Origin of the sequence: Jeongeupia wiesaeckerbachi, from assembly GCF_050916355.1 — a bacterium.
GTDB lineage: Bacteria > Pseudomonadota > Gammaproteobacteria > Burkholderiales > Chitinibacteraceae > Jeongeupia > Jeongeupia wiesaeckerbachi.
Genome location: NZ_CP136946.1, coordinates 1,784,730 through 1,806,600, shown reverse-complemented (window position 1 = coordinate 1,806,600; position 21,871 = coordinate 1,784,730). Strand labels below are relative to the sequence as shown.

Genomic DNA, 21,871 nt, shown 5'->3' with positions numbered 1-21,871 from the left:
GTGGGCATGCACATCGGCGCCCTTGGCGAGGCGATGATCGAACTCGCCGGCCAGCCGCTCGAACGCCGTTACGGCGGCGATACGCTCAACACCGCCGTCTATCTGTCGCGCCTGCTCGGCGACGCGCACCGCGTCGCCTATCTGAGCGCGCTCGGCGACGATAGCCTGTCCGACGGACTGCTTGCCGCCTGGCAGGCCGAAGGCGTCGCGACCGAGCGGATCGCCCGCCTGCCCGGCCGTCTGCCCGGCCTCTACCTGGTCGAGACCGACGACGCCGGCGAGCGGCGCTTCCACTACTGGCGCAACGACAGCGCGGCACGCCACTGGCTAGCCAGCGGGCTGGACTTTGCCGCACTGTTCGCCGGGCTCGATGTGGTCTACCTGTCCGGCATCACGCTGGCGCTGCTGGCCTCGGCCGAACGCGCCCGGCTGATCGCCGCGCTGGTCGATTTCAAGGCCCGGGGCGGCCGCGTCTGGTTCGACAACAACTACCGCCCAGCGCTGTGGTCGCAAGCCGAAGCACGCGATGCCTACACGCAGCTGTACGCGATTGCCGATATCGCACTGATCACCGAGGACGACGAAACCCGCGTCTTCGGCGACAGTGGCGATGCGCTGATCGAACGCGTGCAGGCCGCCGGTTGCTTGGAGGTCGTCATCAAGCGTGGCGCCGCGCCGTGCATCATCGCGCAGGGTAGCGAATGGGTCGCCGTCGCGACGCAGCCGGTCGAGCACGTCGTCGACACCTGCGCCGCCGGCGATTCGTTCGCCGCCGGCTACCTCGCCGCCCGGATCAACGGCATCAGCGCCACCGATGCCGCCCGCAACGGCCACGCGCTGGCCGGACTGGTGATCCAGTACCCCGGCGCGATCATGCCGGCCGAGGCCATGCCGGGTTCGCCCGAGTAAGTCTCCGCTTTACGCCTCAACCGGCCAGCCCGGCCGGATCGACCAAACTTTCGCCCAGCGGGCAAGGTATCGATCCGGCCGTGCGCTGCCGGCACCCATCGTCCCCGCCAGCACCACCCGGCAAAATCCCCCGCCAGCCCAGTCAGAACGCGGCTTTGCCATCGGCATGCCCATTTGTCCGATTTCGTCCAAAGCGACAGATGAAGCAACTAGTGTTCACAACATAGCCATAGGCTGCGCTGATGCGCACCGACAGTCGGACTTCAATGACTTGGCCGATCCGCTCACACGTATTGACAGCGAATACGGGGCGAATCATGCACAAATCAGCACTCTGCGTCGGTATCAACGACTATCCCGGCGTCAGTAGCGATCTGGCCGGCTGCGTCAACGACGCCAAGGACTGGGCCGCCGAATTGCAGCAACGCGGCTTTGCGGTGAGCTTGCTGCTCGACGGCGATGCCAGCAAGCAGGCCATGGTCGATGCCATCCGCCAGCACGTCGACGCGGCACGCGCCAACGACGTGGTCGTGATCACCTATTCCGGCCATGGTTCGTGGGTGCCCGACGACGACGGCGACGAGCCCGATGCCCGCGACGAAGTCCTCTGCCCGCACGACATCCATCAAGGCCGGACGCTCAGCGACGACGAGCTGTACGCGCTGTTCGACGAGCGCGAACGCGGCGTGCGCATCGTCCTGATCGCCGACTCCTGCCACTCGGGCACCGTCGCCAAAGCGCCGCCGCCGCTCGGCGATGACGATCGCGGCCGGACCCGCTTCCTTGCCCCGGAAACCTTCCTCACCGGCGCGGCCCTGGCCAAGGCGCAAAGCCGTGCCACCGCACCGGCCAAGCCGCCCCGCCCGGCCGGCGGCGTCCTGATGGCCGGCTGCCGCGATACCGAATTCAGCTATGACGCCCGTTTCAACGGCAAGCCCAACGGCGCATTCAGCTACGTGGCCTTGCAGGCGCTCAAACGCAGCCCGGCCACCTATCGCGACTGGTTCACCACCATCCGGCAATCGCTGCCGAGCCAGAACTACCCGCAAACGCCGCAGCTCGGCGGCACGCGCGCGCAGCAAGGCTGGCCGGTCTTCAACTAGGTCTTCAGTTCGGTAAGGAACGTGCCATGACAGGCTCACTCTTGATTCGCGGCCATCAAGGGGCCGCGGTCGCAGCGCTGAAACAGGCGTTGCGCCAGGCCATGGAACAGACGGGCATCGCGCCGTCACTGTTCCCCGGGCTGCTCGACGGCAACGACGGCTTCGATGCCGATACCGAAGCCGCGCTGCAGCAATGGCAGGGCAGCGCCGGTTTCGTCGCCGACGGCATCGCCGGCCCGCGCGTGCTCGGCGAGCTCGGGCTGCTGCAAAGCGAGCCCGCACAGGTGCAGGTCAACACCGCGGCGGTGCAGAAGATGTTCCCGGCGACCAAGGCGTCGAACATCGAACGCAACCTGCCCTACGTGATGGCGGCGCTGCGGGCGGCGGGCCTGATCGAGCGCGAACTGGTCTGCATGGCGCTGGCGACGATCCGCGCCGAAACCGAGGGTTTCGTCCCGATCAGCGAAGGAATCTCGAAGTTCAATACCGAGCCCGGCAAACCGCCTTTCAGCGCCTACGACCCCGGTACCCGGATCGGCCAGAACCTCGGCAACAACCAGCCCGGCGACGGCGCACGCTTCAAGGGCCGCGGCTATGTGCAGCTGACCGGCCGGGACAACTACACCCGGCTGGGCACCCGGCTGGACGTCGATCTCGTCGGGCAATCCGAACTGGCCAACGCCCCCGAGGTTGCCGCCTGCCTGCTCGCGGCCTTCCTCGCCGCCAAGCGCGACGCGATCAAGGACGCCCTCGACAGCGACGACCTGAAGAAGGCGCGCAAGCTCGTCAACGGCGGTAGTCACGGGCTCGACCGCTTCACCGACGCCTACCGCCGCGGACTGGCGGCGCTCGGCCCGGTCCGGGCGGGGCTCGCCGCCGGCAAGGCCAAGGGCTTTACCGTGCCCGAGACCCTCACCGTCGTCCGCGATGGCGTCGACCTGCGCGACCGGCTCTACCTGCCCCGCGTGCAGTCGCTGCCACCGCAGCATCCGAACGACGCCGACGTTGCCGTGCTGCTGCCCGCCTACACCAAGGCCGGGCTGGTGCTGAATCAGGGCGAGGAAGGCGCCTGCACCGGCTTCGGCCTCGCCTGCGTGATCAACTACCTGCGCTGGCGCGCCAACGACGGCAAGACCACCGACTCGGTCAGCCCGCGGATGCTGTATGCATTCGCACGCCGCTACGACGAGTACGACGGCGAGGATTACGAAGGCTCGAGCTGTCGCGGCGCGCTGCGGGGCTGGCATCGCCACGGCGTGTGTCCGGAGCGCGACTGGCGTTATCAGCCCGGCGAGGACACGTCGCCGAATCCGGGCTGGATCGACGCCGCGCTGGAAACCACGCTCGGCGTCTATTACCGGATCGACCCCAAGGCGCTGGTCGACCTGCAGGCGGCAATCACCGAGGTCGGCGCGATCTACGTCTCGGCGTATACCCACCCCGGCTGGGCCAGCGTTGCACGGACCAAGGCACCGAAATCGCACGCCGAACTGCCGCAGATCGATTTCGACGAGCGACCATCGCTGTCGGGCGGGCACGCCTTCGCGCTGGTCGGCTTCAACCGGACCGGCTTCGTCGTGCAGAACTCGTGGGGCGAGGCATGGGGCGCAGGCGGCTTCGCCGTGCTCAGCTACGCCGACTGGCTCGCCAACGCGATGGACGCCTGGGTGGCCGCCCTCGGCGTACCCGGCAATCTGTCCGGTCAGCGCGTCCCGCGGCCGCGTCGCGACGCCGGCCTCAGCGGTGCCGCAGCGACAAGCTGGGACGACGAAACGACCGCGAGGCACAGCATCATCTGCGGCAACGACGGCCGCATCGCGCGCTTCATCGCCGAGGACGAACTGCAACGCTCGCTACGCGCCCAGGCCTGTACGCTGCCCGACCTGTGGTTCCGCACCCAGCCGGGCGAGGTCAAACGGCTGGTCGTCTACGCTCACGGCGGCCTCAACAGCGAGGAGGCCGCGCTCAAGCGCGCCCGCGCGATGGGTCCCTACTTCAGCGGCAACGGCTGCTATCCGCTGTTTCTGGTCTGGAAAACCGGCCTGCTCGAATCGATCGGCCAGATCATCGGCGACCATATCGACCAACTGCGCGGTGGCCTGTTCGGCGCCGAACGTGGCATCGGCGATTTTTTCGCCGACCAGCAAGATGCGCTCGTCGAAACGGTCATCGGCCGACCGCTCGCCCGGCCGATCTGGAGCGAGATGAAGGAGAACGCCGCTTTCTCGGTCGAGCGTGGACGCGGCGGCGACCTGCTCGCGCTGGCGCTGCAAGCACTGGCGAACATCTGGGGCGACAAGCTGGAAATCCACCTGGTCGGCCACTCGGCCGGCTCGATCATCCTCGGCCACCTGCTCGACCGCTTCGCCCAGCTCGACCTCGGCGACCGGCTGAGTTCGATCCATCTGTACGCGCCCGCGTGCACGGTGGCCTTCGCCAACCGGCACTACACGCCGCATCAGGACCTGATGAAACGGCTGCATCTGCATGTGCTCAGCGACGACAACGAATGCAACGACACCGTCGCCGAAATCTATCGCAAGTCGCTGCTCTACTTGGTCAGCAACGCGCTCGAAGCCGACAAGCGCACCCCCATTCTCGGGCTGGAAAAGGTGTTCTCGACCACCGGCGCGCGGGACTGGGACGGCTCGTCGACGTCCTTCGACATCGTCAACGACTGGCGCCGCGCCTGGGCCGATGCCAGCGGCGCCAAGCGGCTGCACGTCTGGCGAGACGCCCGCGCCAGGGTCAGCCCGGACGGCACGATCGCCGCGACTCACGGCAGCTTCGACAACAACGTCGACGTGATCGGCCAGACGCTGAAACAGATCACCGGCAACGATGCGCTGGCCCTGCCGGTCGATGACCTGCGCGGGTTCTAGCTCTCCAACGGAGGTCATCCCATGGCTCTGGACCGATCCGCCGTCATCGAACTGTTGAAGTATCCGGTGACGATTTTTTCCATCCTGCTGGCGCTGATCGCCGGCAAGTATGCGCTGGGCATCAGTTTCGGCCCGGTAGCGGAGATATCCCCCAGCGGCGTCAAGTTCACCCAGGAGGCCAAGGGCGAAATCACCGAGCTTGCCAGCAAGCTCAACGGTGCCCTGGTCGCCATCGAGGAGCTGAAAAAGCACTCGCCCGCTGGCGACACGCAATCGGCGCAAGCCAAGTCGACGGTTTTTCAGGCGGCGCAAACCGTATCCGACCAGACCGCGCAGCTTGCCACGCTGTCGACCCCGCTCGTCCCCGATGCACCCAAGCAGCGCGGTTTCATCTGGATCGGCGATTACCAATCGCAATGGAACAAACCGATGCTGGCCCCGCTCGGTACCGGCCAGCCGGTGTCGGTGCCGCCCGAGCAACTCGGTGCCGGCACCGAATACCTGACGCTCGGCAATATGGTCGTCCGCGACGGCCTGCCGTCCAACGATGCCGATTACTTCCGCGCACGCAAAAGCCTCGGCGTCGTCCCCCGGGGAACCAAGGTCAGGCTGATCCGCCCACCCACGGCCATCAACCGCGAGTATGCGGTGCAGTACTGGGCAGAAATCGAATTGCCTTGAGAATCTGCAAGCTCGGCCCGGCCGCCTCGCGCTGGCCGGGCAGGCTGAGCTTGCCGGCACGCATGTCGTGCCCAAAGGCGCACCCGTAGCGATGTCTCTGAACGACACACGAGCCTCGATCGCGCCCCGTAGCACGCCTACTCGAGTATTTCCTGCAGCGACCTGGCGCTGACGCCATTGCTGTCGTTGTACGCATCGACGACAGCCTGCGTCAGCTTGCCGCGATTGATCGCGTGATCGGCCGGCAAGTCGTTCTCGCTCTTGAAACCCAGCGATTCGACGTAATAGAAGCTGACCTTGTCCAGATCGGCGCCATCGCGGATCAAGCGCCGATTGCCGACCAGGGCAAGGCTTTCCCGGGCCAGTTGGCGATACCAGTTTGAATCGGCCAGCCATTTGCGCATGGTGGCGTCGCCGACGCTATTGCGGATATTGGCCTGCGCGAGCAAGTGCAGCTGTTGCTCGGCGCTGGCCTCGCTCGGCCGGTCCATGCGCTTCGCTTCGGCCGCCGCCGGGGCGCTGGGAGGCGCCTGCGCCTCACTGGGTACCGGTGCCACGGCGGCGACCTTCTTTTGGTCGAAGAAGCCCGATTGCGACAGCACCGCAATCAATCCGCCCAAGGCCGCGATCACGGCGGCGACGCCGGAAAGAACGCCGGGAAGCGTTTTCCACCACGAACCCTTTTCGGTATCTGTATCCATGCCCTGCTCGCCAATGCGCCAGCTCCGTCTGTTTCCGCTATGGCAGCAAGCCTTCGCAACCGCGCCTGTTTTCGGACAACCGGCCGGCCAGACGGCGCGGCCCGCCGCAATTGCCTAAATTGCAGCGCATGCAAGCGCTGCAACCAGCTGCATTCGCCCAAGCCGGCCAATTCGCAGGAACGGGAAATCACTATGGAAGAAACACAGACCATCGCGGCCATGCCGCTCTATCAGAACGTACATCGCATCGACGCCGAACTGGCGGCGCAAGGGATTGCGGCCAGCTCGAACCTCACAGCCGAGCAGCTGTTTCCTTATGACCAGTATCACTATCACGGCACGGCCGCAGTCGAAGCGGCGGTACAGCGGCTGCGGCTCGGATCGCACAGCCGCGTGCTCGACGTCGGCGCCGGTCTTGGCGGACCAGCCCGCTACCTTGCGCACACGCTCGGCGCTCACGTTACCGCGCTGGAACTGCAGCAGGCGCTCCATCTGCAGGCCAGCCGGCTGACGCAGCGCTGCGGCCTGGCTCGCTCCATCGACCATCAATGCGGCGACGCGCTAACCGCCGACTTCGCTCCTGGCCGATTCGATGCCGTCGTCAGCTGGCTGGCGATCCTGCACATCCCCGAACGCCGACGTTTGCTGACACGACTGCGTCCTGCGCTGTGCCGGGACGGCAGTCTGTATATCGAGGATTTCTGCCTGCTCGCGCCACTAAATGCGGCCGAGGCCGATGCGATGCGCAACACCGTTCACGGCGTCACGCTGACCACCGTGGCCGACTACGCCGCCGATCTCGAAGCCGCCGGCTTTGTCGACGTCCAGATCGATGATCCGAGCGCCGCATGGGGCGCGTTCTGCCGGCAGCGGGCGGCCTTCTGGCGCGACGATCGCGCCCGATTGATCGGCATTCATGGTGAGGCCGACCACGCGCTGCTCGACCACTTTTACAAGATCATGGCGGCGCTGTTCGATGGCGGCCGGCTCGGCGGCATCCGCATCGTCGCCCGCGCCCCCTGATCTGCCCCGGCCAGCGCCAAGGTTCAGCCCGGCGCGCTGGCGATGACGTGCCGGCCGAAGAACACGTCGACATCGTCATCGACCAGAGCCAGCATTTGCCGGGCGATGCCGGTGGCGAGGAAGTCGTCCAGCCCGCGCTCGCACGCGGCCCGGTCGGACCAGGCGATCCGGTCCAGCCAACCTTTAGCGCCTTCATACAATTCGTAGGCGGTAAACCCGGGCTGTAGCCAGCGATGCATCTGCCGAGTCAGCTCGACAAACGCCGCCCGGCTATCGGCATCCTTGAGCCGGAAGCGCATGATTTGGGCGTACATGGCATTCCCCCAACGAAAAACCGCCCCTCTCGGGGCGGTTTGGTTTACGCGTTGCAGCCGCAGTTGCCGCCGTGTTCGTGCACCTTGTAGGCATTGACCGCGTCGACCACCAGCTTGCGACCCTCGGCAATCGCCTTGCGGGCCTCGACCGTTGCGGCCAGCATATTCGCCAGTGCCGCCTCGGTTTCTGGCCAGCCGCGGGTCTTCAGGCCGCAGTCCGGGTTGATCCACAGCCGCTCGGCCGGCACCACGTCGAGCGCCTTGGCGATCAGCCGCAGCATTTCGCTGACGTCCGGTACGCGCGGGCTGTGGATGTCGTACACACCGGGGCCGATCTCGTTCGGGTAGGCGAATTCGCCAAAGGCTTCGAGCAGCTCCATGTCCGAGCGGCTGGTCTCGATGGTGATCACGTCGGCGTCCATCGCGGCGATCGCCGGCAGGATGTCGTTGAACTCCGAATAGCACATATGGGTGTGGATCTGCGTGCTGTCGACGACACCCGACGCCGAGATCCGGAACGCGCGACCGGCCCATTCCAGATACGTGTCCCAGTCGCTGCGCTTGAGCGGCAGGCCTTCGCGGAACGCCGGCTCGTCGATCTGGATCACCTTGATGCCGGCGGTTTCGAGGTCGACGACCTCGTCGCGGATCGCCAGCGCGATCTGCAATGCGGTGTCACGGCGCGGCTGGTCGTCACGGACGAAGGACCACTGCAGGATGGTCACCGGGCCGGTGAGCATGCCCTTCATCGGCTTGGGCGTCAGCGATTGCGCGTAGCGGCTCCACTCGACGGTCATCGGCTTCGGGCGCGACACATCACCGAAGATCACCGGCGGCTTCACGCAGCGGCTGCCGTAGCTCTGCACCCAGCCGAAGCGGGTGAAGGCGAAACCGGCCAGTTGTTCGCCGAAGTATTCGACCATGTCGTTGCGCTCGGCCTCGCCGTGCACCGGCACGTCGAGCCCCAGCGCTTCCTGTTTGTCGACCGCGAGACGGATCTCGGCCTGCATCGCCGCCACGTAGTCGGCCTCGGCCAGCGCGCCGCGCTTGAAGGCGGCACGGGCGGCGCGGATGTCCTTGGTCTGCGGGAACGAGCCGATCGTCGTCGTCGGCAGCAGCGGCAGCTTCAGCCATTCGCGCTGCGCATTGGCACGCAGCGCATACGGGCTGTGACGCTCGGCGTCGCTGGCGACCAGCGCGGCCAGGCGGGCGCCGACGGCGCGATTGTGGATGCGGCTCGACGTCGCGCGGCTGTGCGCAACGGCATCGCTGGCTGCCAGCTCGGCCTTCACCGCGGCGCGGCCCACGGCCAGCCCGCGCTTGAGCACGGCGACTTCGGCCAGTTTCTGTTTGGCAAACGCCAGCCATGACTTCAGCTCGGCATCAAGCTGATCTTCCGAATCCAGATCGACCGGGCTGTGCAGCAGCGAACTGCCGGCCGACACCCACAGCCGCTCGCCCAGCTGCGCCCTTGCGGCTTCGAGCTGGCCCAGCTTGGCCGTCAGGTCGGCGGCCCAGATATTGCGACCGTCGATCACACCGGCACTGAGGATGCGCTCTGCCGGCCAGCCTGGCAGCAGCGCGTCGAGCTGTGCCGGTGCGCGGGTCAGGTCGATGTGCACACCGGCAACCGGCAGTGCGTTGATCAGCGCGGCATGCTCGACGACGCTGTCAAAGTAGGTCGCCAGCAGCAGCTTGACGCCGGCCGTGGCCAGTTCGCGGTAGGCCGGCACGAAGGCCGCCTGCCATTGCGGCTCGAGTTCGAGCGCCAGAATCGGTTCGTCGATCTGCACCCATTCGACGCCGCGCGCGGCGAGCTTTTCCAGAATGCGGCGATAAGCCGGGACGATCTTGTTCAGGAGTTCGAGCTTGTCGAAACCGGCGGCCTTGGTCTTCGACAGATAGAGGAAGGTCAGCGGGCCGACCAGCACCGGCTTGACCTGGTGGCCCTGCGAGCGCGCTTCGTCGATCTCGTAGAACAGCCAGTCGACGCCACCGTCGAATGCCGTCGCCGCGTCGAGTTCGGGCACGATGTAGTGGTAGTTGGTATCGAACCACTTGGTCATTTCCATTGCCGGCTGGCCGACGTTGCCGCGCGCCAGCTCGAAATACTGTTTCAGGCTCAGGTTCCGGGCGTCAAAACCGAAACGCGCCGGCAGCGCGCCGAGCAAGGCGGCGGTCCCCAGCATCTGGTCGTACCAGGCGAAATCGCCGACGGCGACGAAATCGAGGCCGGCGGCCTTCTGCCAATCCCAATGACGACGGCGCAAGCTGCCACCGACGGCGGCGAGTTCGGCTTCGGACGATTCGCCGCGCCAGAAGCTTTCGACCGCGAACTTCAGTTCGCGCTGGCCACCGATGCGCGGGAAACCCAGAACATGAGCAACAGTCATTTCATTCATCCATTTGTATGAGTGACTTGCATGATGCGCGTGCCGACACTTATGATTCAAACTCATTATTTTCAGAATTAATGTGAAACCCGCTCATGCAATCGATACTCGAACTGCGTCACCTGAAAACGCTGGCGGCGATCCGCGACACCGGCAGCCTGACCCGCGCGGCCGAACGGCTGCACCTGACGCAGTCGGCGCTGTCGCACCAGTTGCGCCAGCTTGAGGAGCATTACGCGATGCCGCTGTTCGCGCGCAAATCGGCGCCGCTCAAGCTCACGCCGGCCGGCGAGCGGCTGGTGACGCTGGCCGACAGCGTGCTGCCGCAGATCGCCGGCACCGAGCGCGACATCGCCAAGCTGCGCGAAGGCGAAGCCGGCAGCCTGCGCATCGCGGTCGAATGTCACACCTGTTTCGACTGGCTGATGCCGGCGATGGACACCTTTCGCGGCCGCTGGCCCGAGGTCGAACTCGACATCGTCTCGGGCTTTCACGCCGATCCGGTCGGGCTGCTGTTCGACGACAGAGCCGATCTGGCCATCGTCTCCGACGTCGATGCCGAAGCGCGCATCCATTACGCGCCGCTGTTCGCCTACGACATGGTCGCCCTCGTCGCCAACGATCATCCGCTTGCCGCCAAGGCCTGGCTGGCGGCCGAGGATTTTCTTGAGGAGACGCTGATCACCTACCCGGTGCCCGACGACATGCTCGATCTCGTCCGCCAGGTGCTGAAACCGGCCGGCGTCAACCCGAAGCGGCGGACGACCGAGCTGACGGTGGCAATGCTGCAGCTTGTCGCCAGCCGCCGCGGTATCGCCGCGCTGCCGCGCTGGAGCGTCCAGCACTACCTCGATCGCGGCTATGTCGCCGCCAAACCGGTGACCGAAGGCGGGCTGACGGCCAGGCTGTACGCGGCAATGCCGTTCGAGCGCGCCGACGCCGCGTATCTCAGCGATTTCGTCGACATCGTCCGCGAGGTCAGTGCGGCGGAGCTGCCGGGGATTCAGCTGACGCTGTAGAACCCGCCCCATGAGTCCGCTACGCCTGCGCATCTCTCTTTCGTCCGGTGCTCGAAATCCTCATGGACCTCCAGTCCATTCCGTTTCTGCGCTCCGGGCGCAAGCGACCTGCTTTGGCTCGCCGGCCTACTGGAGCAGGTTCACGACCGCTTCGCGGATCGCCTCGACGCTCCGCACCAGCAGCCGCTGGTGCTCCATCAGCGCACCCTGCAGCACCATATTGAACGGATTGGCGCTGTCGGCCGGGGTGTACGGCGTGTCGAGATAGCGATGGGCCGGCGGCTCGCTGCGGCGGTGTTCGAAGTACGCCGCCAGCTGCTGATGCACTTGATGAATCTGCGCCAGATGCGCGAAGACGTGGTCGCGGAACGACGGCTCGAGCAGTACGAACAGCTCGCGGCTATCGCCGAGTTTGCGCAGCAGGCCGGTGCCGCTGTCGATCAGCGCCAGCCGGTACTCGAACAGCGCCGCCTCCTTGCCGTAACGGCGCAAGTGGCGGCGGCCACGCGGACCGTAGTCGGCCTTGAAGTTGGCCAGCTGCGCACGGGTTTCCAGCTGCGATTGCGTCAGCGAGTCGAGGCAGGCCGGCGTCAGACTGTCGAGCGAGCGCGTCGCGACGATGGCCTCGAACAGCGCCGCCAGCTGGCTGCTGCCGCGATGCGCCAGTTGGTGGAAGCGGTAGCCCTGATCGGGCGGCAGCACCAGCAGTTCGACCAGAAAGCCGATCGCCATGCCGACCGCGACGGCGAACATCCGCCCTTCTGCCGCAGCCAGATCGCGGCCGAAACCGGCGACCAGGCAGATCGCGATCCCCATGCTGGTGAGGCGGAAGGCATCCGGAAAACGCTTGACCAGCACGAACATGACGATGGCGACCAGCACGATGATCGCCATCGGTTCGGGCACCAGCGGATACAGCAGCAGGCCGATCGGGATCGGCACCAGATTGGCCATCGATCGCTGAAAGAAGTATTTCTTCGACGTTTCGATCGACGGCCCGAGCCCGAGCGCCAGCCAGGCCGACGACGCCATCGTTTCGGCGATATACGGTTTGGCGCCGAACAGGGTCGGCAGGCCGTAGCCGAGCAGCAAGGCGAGCAGCAGCTTGACGAAGCGTCCTTCCTGCGAGATCGACAGGATGGACAGTCGGTCGCGAAACGTCATGGCCGTGCTCCGTGATGCGAAATCACTACCCTGCCATGAAACGGCGCAACGCACACCGATCCGGATCAAGCCTCTGCATCGGCGCTATTGCAGCTTGAACTGCACCCGGGTGCTCGGCCCCTTGTCCTTCTCGCTGTCCTTGGCGCTCGCGTCGAGCTTGGCGCGGGTCAGGAACAGCCTTTCCTCGGCGACGCCGGCCGCGAGCAGCGCATCCTTGACGCTGCGCGCGCGCCGGTCGGCCAGCTGGGCGAGGTCGGTGTCGGTGACCGGCAACTCGGCCAGCAGGATTTTTTCCATCTCGTCGTCGGGCAGCGATTTGCTCAGGCCGATCGCATTGGTCGGTTTCTTGATGTCGGCCGATTTGTAGACGCGCTTGAGCAACTCGGGCTTCTCGGCGTCGCTGATCTTGATGTCGTCGACCGATTCACCGCCTTGCGACGCATCCTTGGCCTTCAGCACGCGCATTTTTTGCCGGATCATCCGCTCGCGCAGCCCGGTCACGTCCTTGTCGCGGTCGACCCAGCCGGTGATTTCGAGCTTGAGCGCCGGCCGGTCGCCGAGCGCCTGCGCCAGCTGCTTCACGCCGTCCTGCGACGCCGGTTCGAGCCGCGCCGAACCCGGCTCGAAGCCGACATAGGACAGGCTCGGCCCGTTGCCGAACGCCGAGGCGATCAGGTCGAACGGCGCGGTGACGGCCTTTTCGAGCAGGTTGACGATGACCTGGACGATCAGTCCGCCGACGCTGAAATCCGGATCGTCGAGCGAGCCCGAAATCGGCAGGTTGACGTTGATCTGGCCGCGCCGGTCGGTCAGCAGCGAGAGCGCGAACTTCACCGGCAATTTGGTCGCGGTCGGGCTGTCGACCTTGTCGCCGAGCGTGAGCTGGTCGAGCAACAGCTTGTTCTCGGCCTTGAGCTTGTTGTCGTCGATCTTGTAATGCACGTCCATCGACAGCTTGCCCTTCTCGATCCCGTAACCGGCGTACTTGGCCGAATACGTCGACGCCGACGCCAGCTCGTAGCCCTTCACGCCGGCCTTGATGTCGATGTAGCGCTTTTGCGCCAGCGGGTTCAGCTCACCCGAAATCGTCACCGGCGCGATCCGGTCGACACTGCCCTTGAGGTCGAGCTTGGCGCGGGTATCGTCGACCGAGCTGAGGCCGGTGATCGTGCCGCCCATATCGGTCAGGTTGGCGGTGTAGTTCGGCTTGATGAACAGGTCGGTGTAGTTGATCCGGCCCTTGAGCAGCGTGATCTTGTCGACGCGCACCGGCGTCACCGGCTTGGGTGCGGCGGCCGGCAGCGAGGCCTCGCGTACCCGCGCGCCGCCCACGGTCTTGGTCTCGCTGGCCTTGTCGCTGGCTTTCGCCGCGGCGGCGACCTCGTCCGAGACCGGGCCGGTATTGTCGCCGGCGGCAATGTCCTTGAGGTTGAGCTGGCCCTTCTCGGTCAGCACCAGCCGCGCGTAGTAATCGCTGAGGTTGACGTCGCGCACGGCGATGTTCAGCGGATCGAAGCGCGTATCGATGCCGTTCAAGGCCAGATTGCCCCAGCGCAGCAGGTCTTCGCCACTGTTGCGGTCGATCGCGTGCAGTCGGCCGATGCCGGCGTTGCCGCGATAACGGCCCTTGAAGCCGGACGCGGTATCGAAATCGAGATCGCCCTTTGCCGACACCCGGCCGCTGACGAGGTCGATATTCAGGTAATGCGCAAAATAGGGCTGGGTCGGCGCCGCGTCGAGGCTGCGCGCATCGATCTTCAGCTTGCCCGACAGCGGCAGCAGCTTCAGCGCGCCCTGCGTCGCCAGGCTGCCCGCGCCGTTGCGCGCCGACAACTTGAGCTGCGTCGTCACCACGTCGGGCCAGGCGAACGGCCCGGCATCGAGGGCGATCCGGTCGAACACCAGTGGCACCGGCTTGGGCAGGGTCCGGTCTTCGAAACTGAGTTTGAGCTGCTTCAGCGCGATCTGATCGACCAGCACATGAACCGGCTTGTCGGCCTTCGCCGCACGGTGTGAGGCGCCCTTGTCGGTCGCGACCGCGGCGGTCTTGGCCAGATTCTGCAGATTGAGCGTGCCGTCGGCCTGCCGCACCAGCTTGATCGCGCCACCGTCGAGTCCGACGCTGGCGATGTTCACGGTGTTGTCGTCGCTGGCGTAGCGGATGCCGCCAACATCGAGCGCATCGACGTCGATCACCCGCTGTTTGTCGAGCGTCGACCGTGCCCCGGCAACGTGCAGTGTGCCGTCGTCGATGCCGAAACGCGGCCCGGCCTCGCCGGTGGCGAAATGATATTTGCCGGCCACGGCCAGCGTGCCGGCTTCGGGCTGCGCATGCGTGTAATCGCGGTAGTACGGCAGGTAATCGACCACGGGCAAGGCCTCGGCCGAAAACGTGCCGTTCGCCGCCAGCGGCGTCAATGTCAGCTGTGATGTGGCCGCGAGCTTTTCGCCATGACTGCCGTCGGCGGCGAATTCGAGTTTGGCCGGCGCCTTGGCGTCGCTGCCCAGCCCGTCGGCGTGCAGTTTCACGCCGGTCAGCGCCATTGACATCGCCGGGCTGACCGCGGCGTCGCGCCAGTCGATCCGGCCATCGTCGAGCGTGAAGCGGCCGATGCTGTAGCGCAGCGCAGCGGCCGTCCCATCCCGCTTGGCCGCAACCGCCGATGCGGCGGGTACCGGCTTGACCGCGGGGCTCGTCGGCGGCAGCAGTAGCTGCCAGTTGAGCACGCCGGCTGCATCGCGGCTGGCGCTCAACTGCGGCGCGACAATATTCAGCGATTTCAAACGATAGACACCGGCCAGCGGCTCGATCTGCTGCGCCTCGGCCTTGATCGCCGCAACCGACAGCAGCGGCGCGTTGCCGTCGCCGACGAAACGCAATGCATTGAGCGCGAGCTTGCCATCCAGCCTCAGCGTCTGCGTCTTGCCCTGGCTGAACACCAGTTGCAGATCGCTGTCGAGCTTGGCCGACGTCAGCGTTCCGTTGAGCTTGACCGGCACGTACTCCCAGAAGCGAGCCAGATCGAGCCCTTTCCAGTTCAGCGCCAGGCGCGTCTCGCGGCGATCCTCGAACGGCTTGGTCGTGCCGCTGAGCGCGAACGGCGCGCCGTCGAGCTTCAGCGACAGTTTCGGCTCGACATCGGTATCGACAAACACCGGCAGATTGGACACGAACGGCACGCCGAGGTCGATCGCGTCGATCTTGTGCTGCTGGCGCAACAACCGGTCATCGAAATCGACGCGGCCGCCGTTGATGCGGATGTTGTAGACGGCAAAACGCTGCGGTTCGCCTTCCGACGGCGGCGCTGCCCGTGCCTTGTCGATCAGATCGGAGATGTTGTAGCGATTCTGCCCCAGTCGGACGAGGCGGAAATACGGCTGATCAATCGTCAGCGATTCGAGCACCGGCGCCAGCCGCCACAGCGATTTGAGCGTGGCATTGGCCTCGACCTGCTTGAATGCCAGCACCGGCTTGCCGGCTTCGAGCACCCGGAAATCCTCGATGCGGGCCGTTAGCGTGAACGGATTGACCGCGAGCTTGCCGATCTCGACCGGCCGGCCGCCGAGCGCCTGTGACAGCGCCGTCTCGAGCCGTGGCTTTGCCAGCCACGGCAGCAGGCCGGCACCGAGCGCGCCGATCAATACGACGGCAATCAACGCGATGACCCCGAGCTTGCGCAGCCGCTTGCCTTCGAACAGGCGTCCCACGCGCTGTCGCAGTGCTACCGGTTTCATGAGCCTGACCTCGCCGTCGATATTCTTCCTGCCATTTTAGCTCGCCACTGCCTTCGAGCGGATTTGGCTTCGTGCCCTTGATCCCGCGCTTTGATTCGGGCAAGCAAGCGCTTAAAATCGGGAATCCAGCCGTTAAAAGAATTCGCGCCGTGGTGTTCTCCCTATTCCGCAAGAAAGACGCCGGCCCCGGCAGCAACGGGCCTGCCACGCAACAGCAGCAATCGACGACCACGATCGCCCGGCCGCTCGAACCCGCAACGACACCGGTCGCCGCCAAGCCTGCCGACACGCCGGCGTCCGAAAGCTACAACCTCAGCGAACTGTCGATCGAGGTCGAAGAAGCCGCGTCGCACCTGAGCGCCGCCGAGGAAGAAGCGGTGGTGCTGCACGCCAATGACCAGATCGCGCTCGCGATCAAGGCACTTGTCGGCCATTTGCCTGCAATCGCCGGCCAGCGCCGTACCGAAAGCTGGCTGATGCTGTTCGAGCTGTACCAGCAGGCCGGCGACCGCAAGGCCTTCGACGATCTGGCGCTCGCCTATGTCCTCGAGTTCGAGATCTCGCCGCCGCTGTGGCGCGGCGGCGTCGCGACGCCGGATACCGCGCCGGCGCAAGGCGGCAGCTATATCGCGCTGCCGGCGCAACTGAACGCCAACAGCTTCGAGCGCGAGCTCGACCGACTGATCGACGCGTGCAAACCCGGCAATACCGTGCGCCTCGATTTCACCAAGGTGACCGAAATCGACCCCTTTGCCGCCGCCGAACTGCTGTCGCTGTGGCCACGCACCCGCAAGCAGGGCGCCGTCCTGCAAGTACTGGGGGCAAACGAAATCGTCGAACTGCTGAGCGGCAAGATCGAGACCGGCCGGCGCCTGCCCGCCGAAGCGCCGTTCTGGCTGCTGCTGATCGAGCTGATGCAGGCCACCGGCAACGCCGACCGCTTCGACGAGATCGCCATCGATTACGCGATCACCTTCGAAGTCTCGCCACCATCGTGGGACGACAAGCTGGTGCCGAAACAGCCGGTTGCCAAGGCGCCGGCCCAGGCCGCGCAGACACCGACCCCGTCGCCAACGTCGCCGGACCGCCTGATCATCAGCGGCGTACTCGCCGACGGCGCGCCGCAGGCGCTGGCGCAGATGCGCGAATTCATCCGCCAGCACGGCAAGCCGACGCTCGATTTCGCCGCCGTCACCCGCGTCGATTTCGAAACCGGCGGTCAACTGCTCAATCTGACGATGGAAACGCTCGCCCGCGGGCAAACGGTGACGTTTTCGCGCGTCAACGAGCTGGTGCTCGGGCTGATGCGGCTGATGGGCATCGCCGACCTCGTCAGCATCAGTCGGCAATCGTAACGCTGGCGCACGCTCTTGAACCGGGGCCCTTGGGGCCCCATTTGCTTTGAATCATTCATTCCGGCGGGACACAGCATGCAGCAATTTGACGGCACCACGATCGTATCGGTCCGACGCGGCGAGCACGTCGCGGTCGGCGGTGACGGCCAGGTCACGCTCGGCAACATCGTCATCAAGGGCACGGCGCGCAAGGTGCGCAAGCTCTACAACGATCGCGTCATCGTCGGTTTCGCCGGCGGCACCGCCGACGCATTCACGCTGATGGAACGCTTCGAGGCCAAGCTGGAAAAACACCAGGGCCAGCTGACCCGCGCCGCGGTCGAGCTCGCCAAGGACTGGCGCACCGACCGGATGCTGCGCCGGCTCGAAGCGATGCTGATCGTCGCCGACAAGACCCAGACCTTGGTGATCACCGGCAACGGCGACGTGCTCGAGCCCGAGGAAGGCATCGCCGCGATCGGCTCGGGCGGCGCCTACGCCGAATCGGCCGCACGCGCGCTGTTCCTCAATACCGAGCTGCCGCCCGACGTCGTGGTGAAGAAATCGCTCGAGATCGCCGGCGACCTGTGCATCTACACCAACCAGAACCACACGATCGAAACGCTCTAAGCGCAAGCATCGTTGTTCGACTGGCCAACGCCCCGGCAGAATCACCACCGGGGCGTTGTTGCCTCTGGCGTAACCGCCAGCTCGCCGTTGTCCAGGGCTCGGACCAGCGACTGGCGGGGTGTTGTTCATCCGCTTGCAGACCGCGCGATCACCGTTTCGGTACAACGCCGCCTGCAGGTTTTTGCCCGCTGCTCTAAAATCGCCGCCATGGCCGATACCCTTACCTGTCTGCACTTTCTCAGCGCCGAGCAATTCACCTCCGGCGCCGACATCGCCGCGTCGCTCGGCGTCTCCCGCGCCAGTGTCTCGACCGCGCTTGCCAGCGCCGAAGACTACGGCATCACGCTGACCCGCCGCACCGGCGCCGGCTACAAGCTGAGCACGCCGATCGCCTGGCTCGACCGCGCGCAGGTACTGGCCGCACTGCCCGAAGGCAGCCGGATCGACGTCAACATCGTCCAGCGCACCGACTCGACCAATCGCCGCCTGCTGGCCGCGCCGGCCCATGCCAGTGCGCTGGTCGCCGAGTGGCAGGACGGCGGTCGCGGCCGGCTGGGCCGCCGCTGGCTGGCCCAGCTCGGCGGCAGCCTGATGTTCTCGCTCGCGTGGCGCTTCGAAGGCGGCACCGCCAGTCTGTCCGGATTGTCGCTGGCGGTCGGCGCCATCGTCGCCGAGGCCCTGCGCGACGCAGGCGTCAGCGGCGTCAAACTCAAGTGGCCCAACGATCTGCTGCTGGACGGCGCCAAGGTCGGCGGCATCCTGATCGAGATCGCCGGTGATGCGATGGGCCCGACCGACGCCGTCATCGGCATCGGTCTCAATCTGGTCGCACCGGCGGCGGTCACCGATCAGGCCTGCGCCGGCCTGGCCGAACACGGCCCGGTACCCGAGCGCAACGCGTTGCTGGCACTGCTGCTGGCGGCGCTCGAGCGCGGTCTGGGCGAATTCACCCGCAGCGGCTTTGCCCCGTTCAAGCCGCGCTGGGAGTCCTTCAGCGCCTGGCACGGCCAGCAGGTCGAACTCGTTGCGCCCGACGGCAGCCGCCGCAGCGGCACGCTGGCCGGGCTGGCCGACGACGGTTCGCTGCGGCTGAGCACCGCCAACGGTGAACTGCTCGTCCATACCGGCGATCTGAGCCTGCGGCGCACGGAGCCGACGCGATGAGCATGCTCTTTCTCGACCTCGGCAATACGCGGCTCAAATGGGCCACGGCCGATGCGGCCGACGACTGGCACGCCGAGGGCGATGCCGCGCACGATCAGCTCGATAGCGCATTTGCCGTCTGGCGGGTGCTGCCAACACCGACTGCGGTACACGGCGCCTGCGTGGCCGCACCGGCCTTGCGCGAACAGCTCGACGCCTTCGCCGCCGCACACTGGGGCTGCAAGATCGCCTGGCTGACTCCGTCGCGCCACGCGCTCGGCGTCGACAACCGCTACCGTCGGCTCGAGCAGCAGGGCCCCGACCGCTGGGCTGCGGTGCTGGGCGCACGGGCTCGGTTTCCCGGTGAGGCGCTGGTCATCGCCAGTGCCGGCACCGCGCTGACCGTCGACGCGCTGACGGCCGATGGCGTGTTTCTCGGCGGCATGATCCTGCCCGGCTACCGGCTGATGAAGCGCTCGCTCGCGACCGGCACCGCCCGGCTGCCCGATGCCGAAGGCAGCCTCCACGATTACCCGACGTCGACCGAAGACGCGATCGAAACCGGCATCCGTACCGCGCTGGCGGCCAGCGTCGACGCCATGGTCGCGCGTCTGCAGGCACGCGGCGAAACGCCGCGGCTGTTGCTGGCGGGCGGCGATGCATCACAACTGACGGCCTTGCTTAACACACCGGCAACGCTCGTCGATAATCTCGTGCTTCACGGGCTGGCCGCATTGGCCTTTGCCTGAACCGACCACGGATAGCCGCACGATGAAATGGTTTCTGGCCGCGCTCGTCGCACTCAACCTGCTGTACTTCGGCTATACCCGCCTTGCCCCCAACCGGCCGGGCGGCGAGGTACGCGCAGCCGAAATCGCCGCGAGCCAGGTCAAGACGGTCAACCTCGCCCAGATCGACAACACCCCGGTGCCGCCGGCGCCGACACCGGCCAGCCAGCCCGAGCCGACTCCGACTCCGACTCCGACTCCGACTCCGACTCCGACTCCGACTCCGAAGCCTAGCCCCAAACCGACACCGCCAGCGCAGGCGCAGGCCGACACCGCCGGCGTCTGCATGCGCTGGGCCGGCCTGAGCGGCGCCGATGTCGATACCGCACGCGGCAGGCTCAAGGCGCTCGGCATCGCCGCGCAGGAACACAGCAGCGCCGAGAATGCCCGTGTCTGGGTCTACATCCCGCCGATGGCCGACCTCGACACCGCCAAACAAAAAGCCGCACAACTGGCCGAACTCGGCATCGACGACTATCTGGTCGTCAACGACGGCAAACGCTGGCAGAACGCGATTTCGCTCGGTGTGTACTCAAGCCGCGAAGCCGGCGAACGCCGGCTGGCGCAGCTGCAGGCCAAAGGCGTGCGCTCGGCAGTGGTCCGCGAACGCGATGACAGCCTGAAGCCGACCAGCTTTGTCACCGCCAAGGTCACGCCGGAGCAGCAGCAGAAACTGCAGAAAGCCAGTGCGCAGCTGCGCGGCACCCAGTTGCAGGAAACCGCCTGCAAGTAAGGGCGGCGCCGGCATGTAAAGCGTTTGGACCCCATGCCCGGAGGCAAGCGCTACAGCAGTTCGATCCTGCCCACGCTCCGGCAGGGCGTCCCGAAAACAAGCTTCCTCAGGGGGCAACGAACGGGATATCTCAGTGTCCCGCGCCGTCCCAGCGCGCATAGTCGCCGACCTCGGGCTGCGGGCCGGCCACCGTTGCCAGCGAGATCAAGGGCTGGATCTGTTCAACGGTCAGCACGCCACCACGATCCTCGATCATGCCAAGCCGTTGCGCCGGATCGCCGTTGAGGCTGTCGACCGGCAGCTGGAAGCTGCGCAGCCGGTACAGCTGCAGCGTATCGCCCGGCCGCAGCCCCACCGCGGTGCCGGCGTCGAGCACGACCTGGCCTTGCGAAAGACCGACGATCCGGGCCGAAAACGGCTGGCAACGGATTTTTTCGGCAATGACATCGGCTGCGCCACCCAGCTGCGCGGCAACCACCTGACCATAATCGCCACTGACGAAGCTGACCCCGGCCACCGCCTGACGCGGGTCGCCGAGCACGTCGCCGCTGGCGGTCGCCTGCAGCGGATAGCGGCCAAGCATCGCCCCCGATACACCGTCGAACAGATAGAGCGTGGCATCGAAACGCCGCGACGACGGCGTGCGCTTGACGCCGAGGCCGAGGAAGTTGATCACCGGCAGATCGAGCGCAAGCTTGGCTTCGCCCGGCTTCACCTGCGTACCGATCGCCGGCATGAAACGTGTCCCTTCGGTCGACGCGTCGTCGACGACGCCGGCGATGACGAACTGGCTGCCATAGCGCCGCGCCAGCTCGCGCACGCGCTCGGGCTTCCATTGCACGTCGACGCTGCCCGGCAGCAGCATGAAAGCGCCCTCACCCGGGGCGATCCGCGCATTGAGCTTGCCGCCAAGATCGAGGCTGCGCCGCAGCATGTCCTGCGTGCCTTCGAGGAACTGCGGCAGATCGGCGATCTGCCTCGGCTGACGCACCACGAAGGGCAGCACGACGACCGAACGCTTGAACAAGCGCTGCGGCGGCGCTTGGCGGACGGCCGCCGCTTCGGCGGCCGGTTGCACGGAGGGAGCCTCCGGTGCCGGCGCGGCAGCGGGCAGAGGCTCGGCACGCGGCGTCGTCGTCGCCGCCAGCGCCCGGTCGACGTCAACCGTCTGCCGGCCCAGGGTCGAGCCGTCCAGCGGCGTGATGGTGACGTCGTCGGCCGCCAGCGCGCCGCCGTGAAGCAGGACGAGCATGGCGGCGTAGCGGGCGATGGACATGCGCGAATTTCCGGTGGGCGATGCTGCGAGTTTAGGGCCTGTT

The 21,871-nt window shown here is 66.4% G+C and carries 17 protein-coding genes; 11 read left to right on the top strand and 6 right to left on the bottom strand.

What is annotated here, in order from left to right; genetic code table 11:
- Positions 1 to 6: 6 nt before the first annotated feature.
- From R0382_RS08750 to R0382_RS08735, 4 genes are all read left to right on the top strand, one after another.
- Positions 7 to 909 carry a sugar kinase gene (locus tag R0382_RS08750; RefSeq protein WP_432723983.1) on the top strand — a complete coding sequence of 301 codons (903 nt, stop codon included), beginning with the start codon at positions 7 to 9 and terminating at the stop codon, positions 907 to 909.
- A 317-nt stretch (positions 910 to 1,226) separates the two neighbouring features.
- On the top strand, positions 1,227 to 2,012 hold the full coding sequence (locus R0382_RS08745; protein ID WP_432723982.1) for a caspase family protein: 786 nt from the start codon (positions 1,227 to 1,229) through the stop codon (positions 2,010 to 2,012).
- A 26-nt stretch (positions 2,013 to 2,038) separates the two neighbouring features.
- Positions 2,039 to 4,894, top strand: a complete 2,856-nt coding sequence (locus R0382_RS08740) for a peptidoglycan-binding protein (RefSeq protein WP_432723980.1) — start codon at positions 2,039 to 2,041, stop codon at positions 4,892 to 4,894.
- Positions 4,895 to 4,915: 21 nt separating this feature from the next.
- A complete protein-coding gene (locus tag R0382_RS08735; protein WP_432723978.1) occupies positions 4,916 to 5,575 on the top strand; it encodes a hypothetical protein in 660 nt (219 codons plus the stop codon).
- A gap of 137 nt (positions 5,576 to 5,712) precedes the next feature.
- Here R0382_RS08735 and R0382_RS08730 read toward each other — a convergent pair whose 3' ends face one another.
- Complete coding sequence (locus tag R0382_RS08730) at positions 5,713 to 6,276, bottom strand: hypothetical protein (RefSeq protein WP_432723977.1); 564 nt, start codon at positions 6,274 to 6,276, stop codon at positions 5,713 to 5,715.
- Between the two features lie 192 nt (positions 6,277 to 6,468).
- On the opposite strand from R0382_RS08730, the gene R0382_RS08725 reads away from it, so the two are divergent.
- Entirely contained in the window at positions 6,469 to 7,299 is an 831-nt protein-coding gene (locus tag R0382_RS08725) for an SAM-dependent methyltransferase (protein ID WP_432723975.1), read from the top strand.
- A gap of 23 nt (positions 7,300 to 7,322) precedes the next feature.
- On the opposite strand, the gene R0382_RS08720 is transcribed toward R0382_RS08725, so the two are convergent.
- Together R0382_RS08720 and metE are read right to left on the bottom strand one after the other, a co-directional pair.
- Entirely contained in the window at positions 7,323 to 7,613 is a 291-nt protein-coding gene (locus R0382_RS08720) for a hypothetical protein (protein ID WP_432723973.1), read from the bottom strand.
- Between the two features lie 44 nt (positions 7,614 to 7,657).
- Positions 7,658 to 10,006 carry a 5-methyltetrahydropteroyltriglutamate--homocysteine S-methyltransferase gene (gene metE, locus R0382_RS08715; protein WP_432723972.1) on the bottom strand — a complete coding sequence of 783 codons (2,349 nt, stop codon included), beginning with the start codon at positions 10,004 to 10,006 and terminating at the stop codon, positions 7,658 to 7,660.
- Positions 10,007 to 10,101: 95 nt separating this feature from the next.
- On the opposite strand from metE, the gene R0382_RS08710 reads away from it, so the two are divergent.
- Complete coding sequence (locus R0382_RS08710; protein ID WP_432723970.1) at positions 10,102 to 11,025, top strand: LysR family transcriptional regulator; 924 nt, start codon at positions 10,102 to 10,104, stop codon at positions 11,023 to 11,025.
- A gap of 126 nt (positions 11,026 to 11,151) precedes the next feature.
- Here R0382_RS08710 and R0382_RS08705 read toward each other — a convergent pair whose 3' ends face one another.
- The gene (locus R0382_RS08705; protein WP_432723968.1) at positions 11,152 to 12,189 is read right to left on the bottom strand and encodes an FUSC family protein; all 1,038 of its coding nucleotides are present in this window, start codon (positions 12,187 to 12,189) and stop codon (positions 11,152 to 11,154) included.
- An 84-nt stretch (positions 12,190 to 12,273) separates the two neighbouring features.
- Complete coding sequence (locus tag R0382_RS08700; protein WP_432723966.1) at positions 12,274 to 15,924, bottom strand: DUF748 domain-containing protein; 3,651 nt, start codon at positions 15,922 to 15,924, stop codon at positions 12,274 to 12,276.
- Between the two features lie 152 nt (positions 15,925 to 16,076).
- On the opposite strand from R0382_RS08700, the gene R0382_RS08695 reads away from it, so the two are divergent.
- The 5 genes from R0382_RS08695 to R0382_RS08675 all read left to right on the top strand — a co-directional run bounded on the left by R0382_RS08695 (position 16,077) and on the right by R0382_RS08675 (position 20,552).
- On the top strand, positions 16,077 to 17,279 hold the full coding sequence (locus tag R0382_RS08695) for an STAS domain-containing protein (RefSeq protein ID WP_432723964.1): 1,203 nt from the start codon (positions 16,077 to 16,079) through the stop codon (positions 17,277 to 17,279).
- Positions 17,280 to 17,354: 75 nt separating this feature from the next.
- On the top strand, positions 17,355 to 17,888 hold the full coding sequence (gene hslV, locus R0382_RS08690; protein WP_432723962.1) for an ATP-dependent protease subunit HslV: 534 nt from the start codon (positions 17,355 to 17,357) through the stop codon (positions 17,886 to 17,888).
- Between the two features lie 207 nt (positions 17,889 to 18,095).
- On the top strand, positions 18,096 to 19,052 hold the full coding sequence (locus R0382_RS08685; protein WP_432723961.1) for a biotin--[acetyl-CoA-carboxylase] ligase: 957 nt from the start codon (positions 18,096 to 18,098) through the stop codon (positions 19,050 to 19,052).
- A complete protein-coding gene (locus tag R0382_RS08680) occupies positions 19,049 to 19,780 on the top strand; it encodes a type III pantothenate kinase (RefSeq protein ID WP_432723959.1) in 732 nt (243 codons plus the stop codon). The genes R0382_RS08685 and R0382_RS08680 overlap by 4 nt, the downstream gene beginning before the upstream one ends.
- A gap of 22 nt (positions 19,781 to 19,802) precedes the next feature.
- Positions 19,803 to 20,552 (top strand): SPOR domain-containing protein, encoded by a 750-nt coding sequence (locus tag R0382_RS08675; RefSeq protein WP_432723957.1) that lies wholly within the window; start codon positions 19,803 to 19,805, stop codon positions 20,550 to 20,552.
- Positions 20,553 to 20,682: 130 nt separating this feature from the next.
- On the opposite strand, the gene R0382_RS08670 is transcribed toward R0382_RS08675, so the two are convergent.
- Positions 20,683 to 21,828, bottom strand: coding sequence for a flagella assembly protein FlgT middle domain-containing protein (locus R0382_RS08670; RefSeq protein WP_432723955.1), 1,146 nt, complete (start codon positions 21,826 to 21,828; stop codon positions 20,683 to 20,685).
- Positions 21,829 to 21,871: the final 43 nt, after the last annotated feature.

What these genes read in the sequence shown, in the direction of transcription:
- R0382_RS08725 (WP_432723975.1), top strand. Translation starts at nt 6,469, where the DNA reads ATGGAAGAAACACAGACCATCGCGGCCATGCCGCTCTATCAGAACGTA.
- R0382_RS08710 (WP_432723970.1), top strand. Translation starts at nt 10,102, where the DNA reads ATGCAATCGATACTCGAACTGCGTCACCTGAAAACGCTGGCGGCGATC.
- R0382_RS08750 (WP_432723983.1), top strand. Translation starts at nt 7, where the DNA reads ATGCACATCGGCGCCCTTGGCGAGGCGATGATCGAACTCGCCGGCCAG.
- R0382_RS08735 (WP_432723978.1), top strand. Translation starts at nt 4,916, where the DNA reads ATGGCTCTGGACCGATCCGCCGTCATCGAACTGTTGAAGTATCCGGTG.
- R0382_RS08685 (WP_432723961.1), top strand. Translation starts at nt 18,096, where the DNA reads ATGGCCGATACCCTTACCTGTCTGCACTTTCTCAGCGCCGAGCAATTC.
- R0382_RS08670 (WP_432723955.1), bottom strand. Translation starts at nt 21,828, where the DNA reads ATGTCCATCGCCCGCTACGCCGCCATGCTCGTCCTGCTTCACGGCGGC.
- R0382_RS08740 (WP_432723980.1), top strand. Translation starts at nt 2,039, where the DNA reads ATGACAGGCTCACTCTTGATTCGCGGCCATCAAGGGGCCGCGGTCGCA.
- R0382_RS08700 (WP_432723966.1), bottom strand. Translation starts at nt 15,924, where the DNA reads ATGAAACCGGTAGCACTGCGACAGCGCGTGGGACGCCTGTTCGAAGGC.
- R0382_RS08680 (WP_432723959.1), top strand. Translation starts at nt 19,049, where the DNA reads ATGAGCATGCTCTTTCTCGACCTCGGCAATACGCGGCTCAAATGGGCC.
- R0382_RS08745 (WP_432723982.1), top strand. Translation starts at nt 1,227, where the DNA reads ATGCACAAATCAGCACTCTGCGTCGGTATCAACGACTATCCCGGCGTC.
- R0382_RS08705 (WP_432723968.1), bottom strand. Translation starts at nt 12,189, where the DNA reads ATGACGTTTCGCGACCGACTGTCCATCCTGTCGATCTCGCAGGAAGGA.
- R0382_RS08720 (WP_432723973.1), bottom strand. Translation starts at nt 7,613, where the DNA reads ATGTACGCCCAAATCATGCGCTTCCGGCTCAAGGATGCCGATAGCCGG.
- hslV (WP_432723962.1), top strand. Translation starts at nt 17,355, where the DNA reads ATGCAGCAATTTGACGGCACCACGATCGTATCGGTCCGACGCGGCGAG.
- R0382_RS08675 (WP_432723957.1), top strand. Translation starts at nt 19,803, where the DNA reads ATGAAATGGTTTCTGGCCGCGCTCGTCGCACTCAACCTGCTGTACTTC.
- metE (WP_432723972.1), bottom strand. Translation starts at nt 10,006, where the DNA reads ATGACTGTTGCTCATGTTCTGGGTTTCCCGCGCATCGGTGGCCAGCGC.
- R0382_RS08730 (WP_432723977.1), bottom strand. Translation starts at nt 6,276, where the DNA reads ATGGATACAGATACCGAAAAGGGTTCGTGGTGGAAAACGCTTCCCGGC.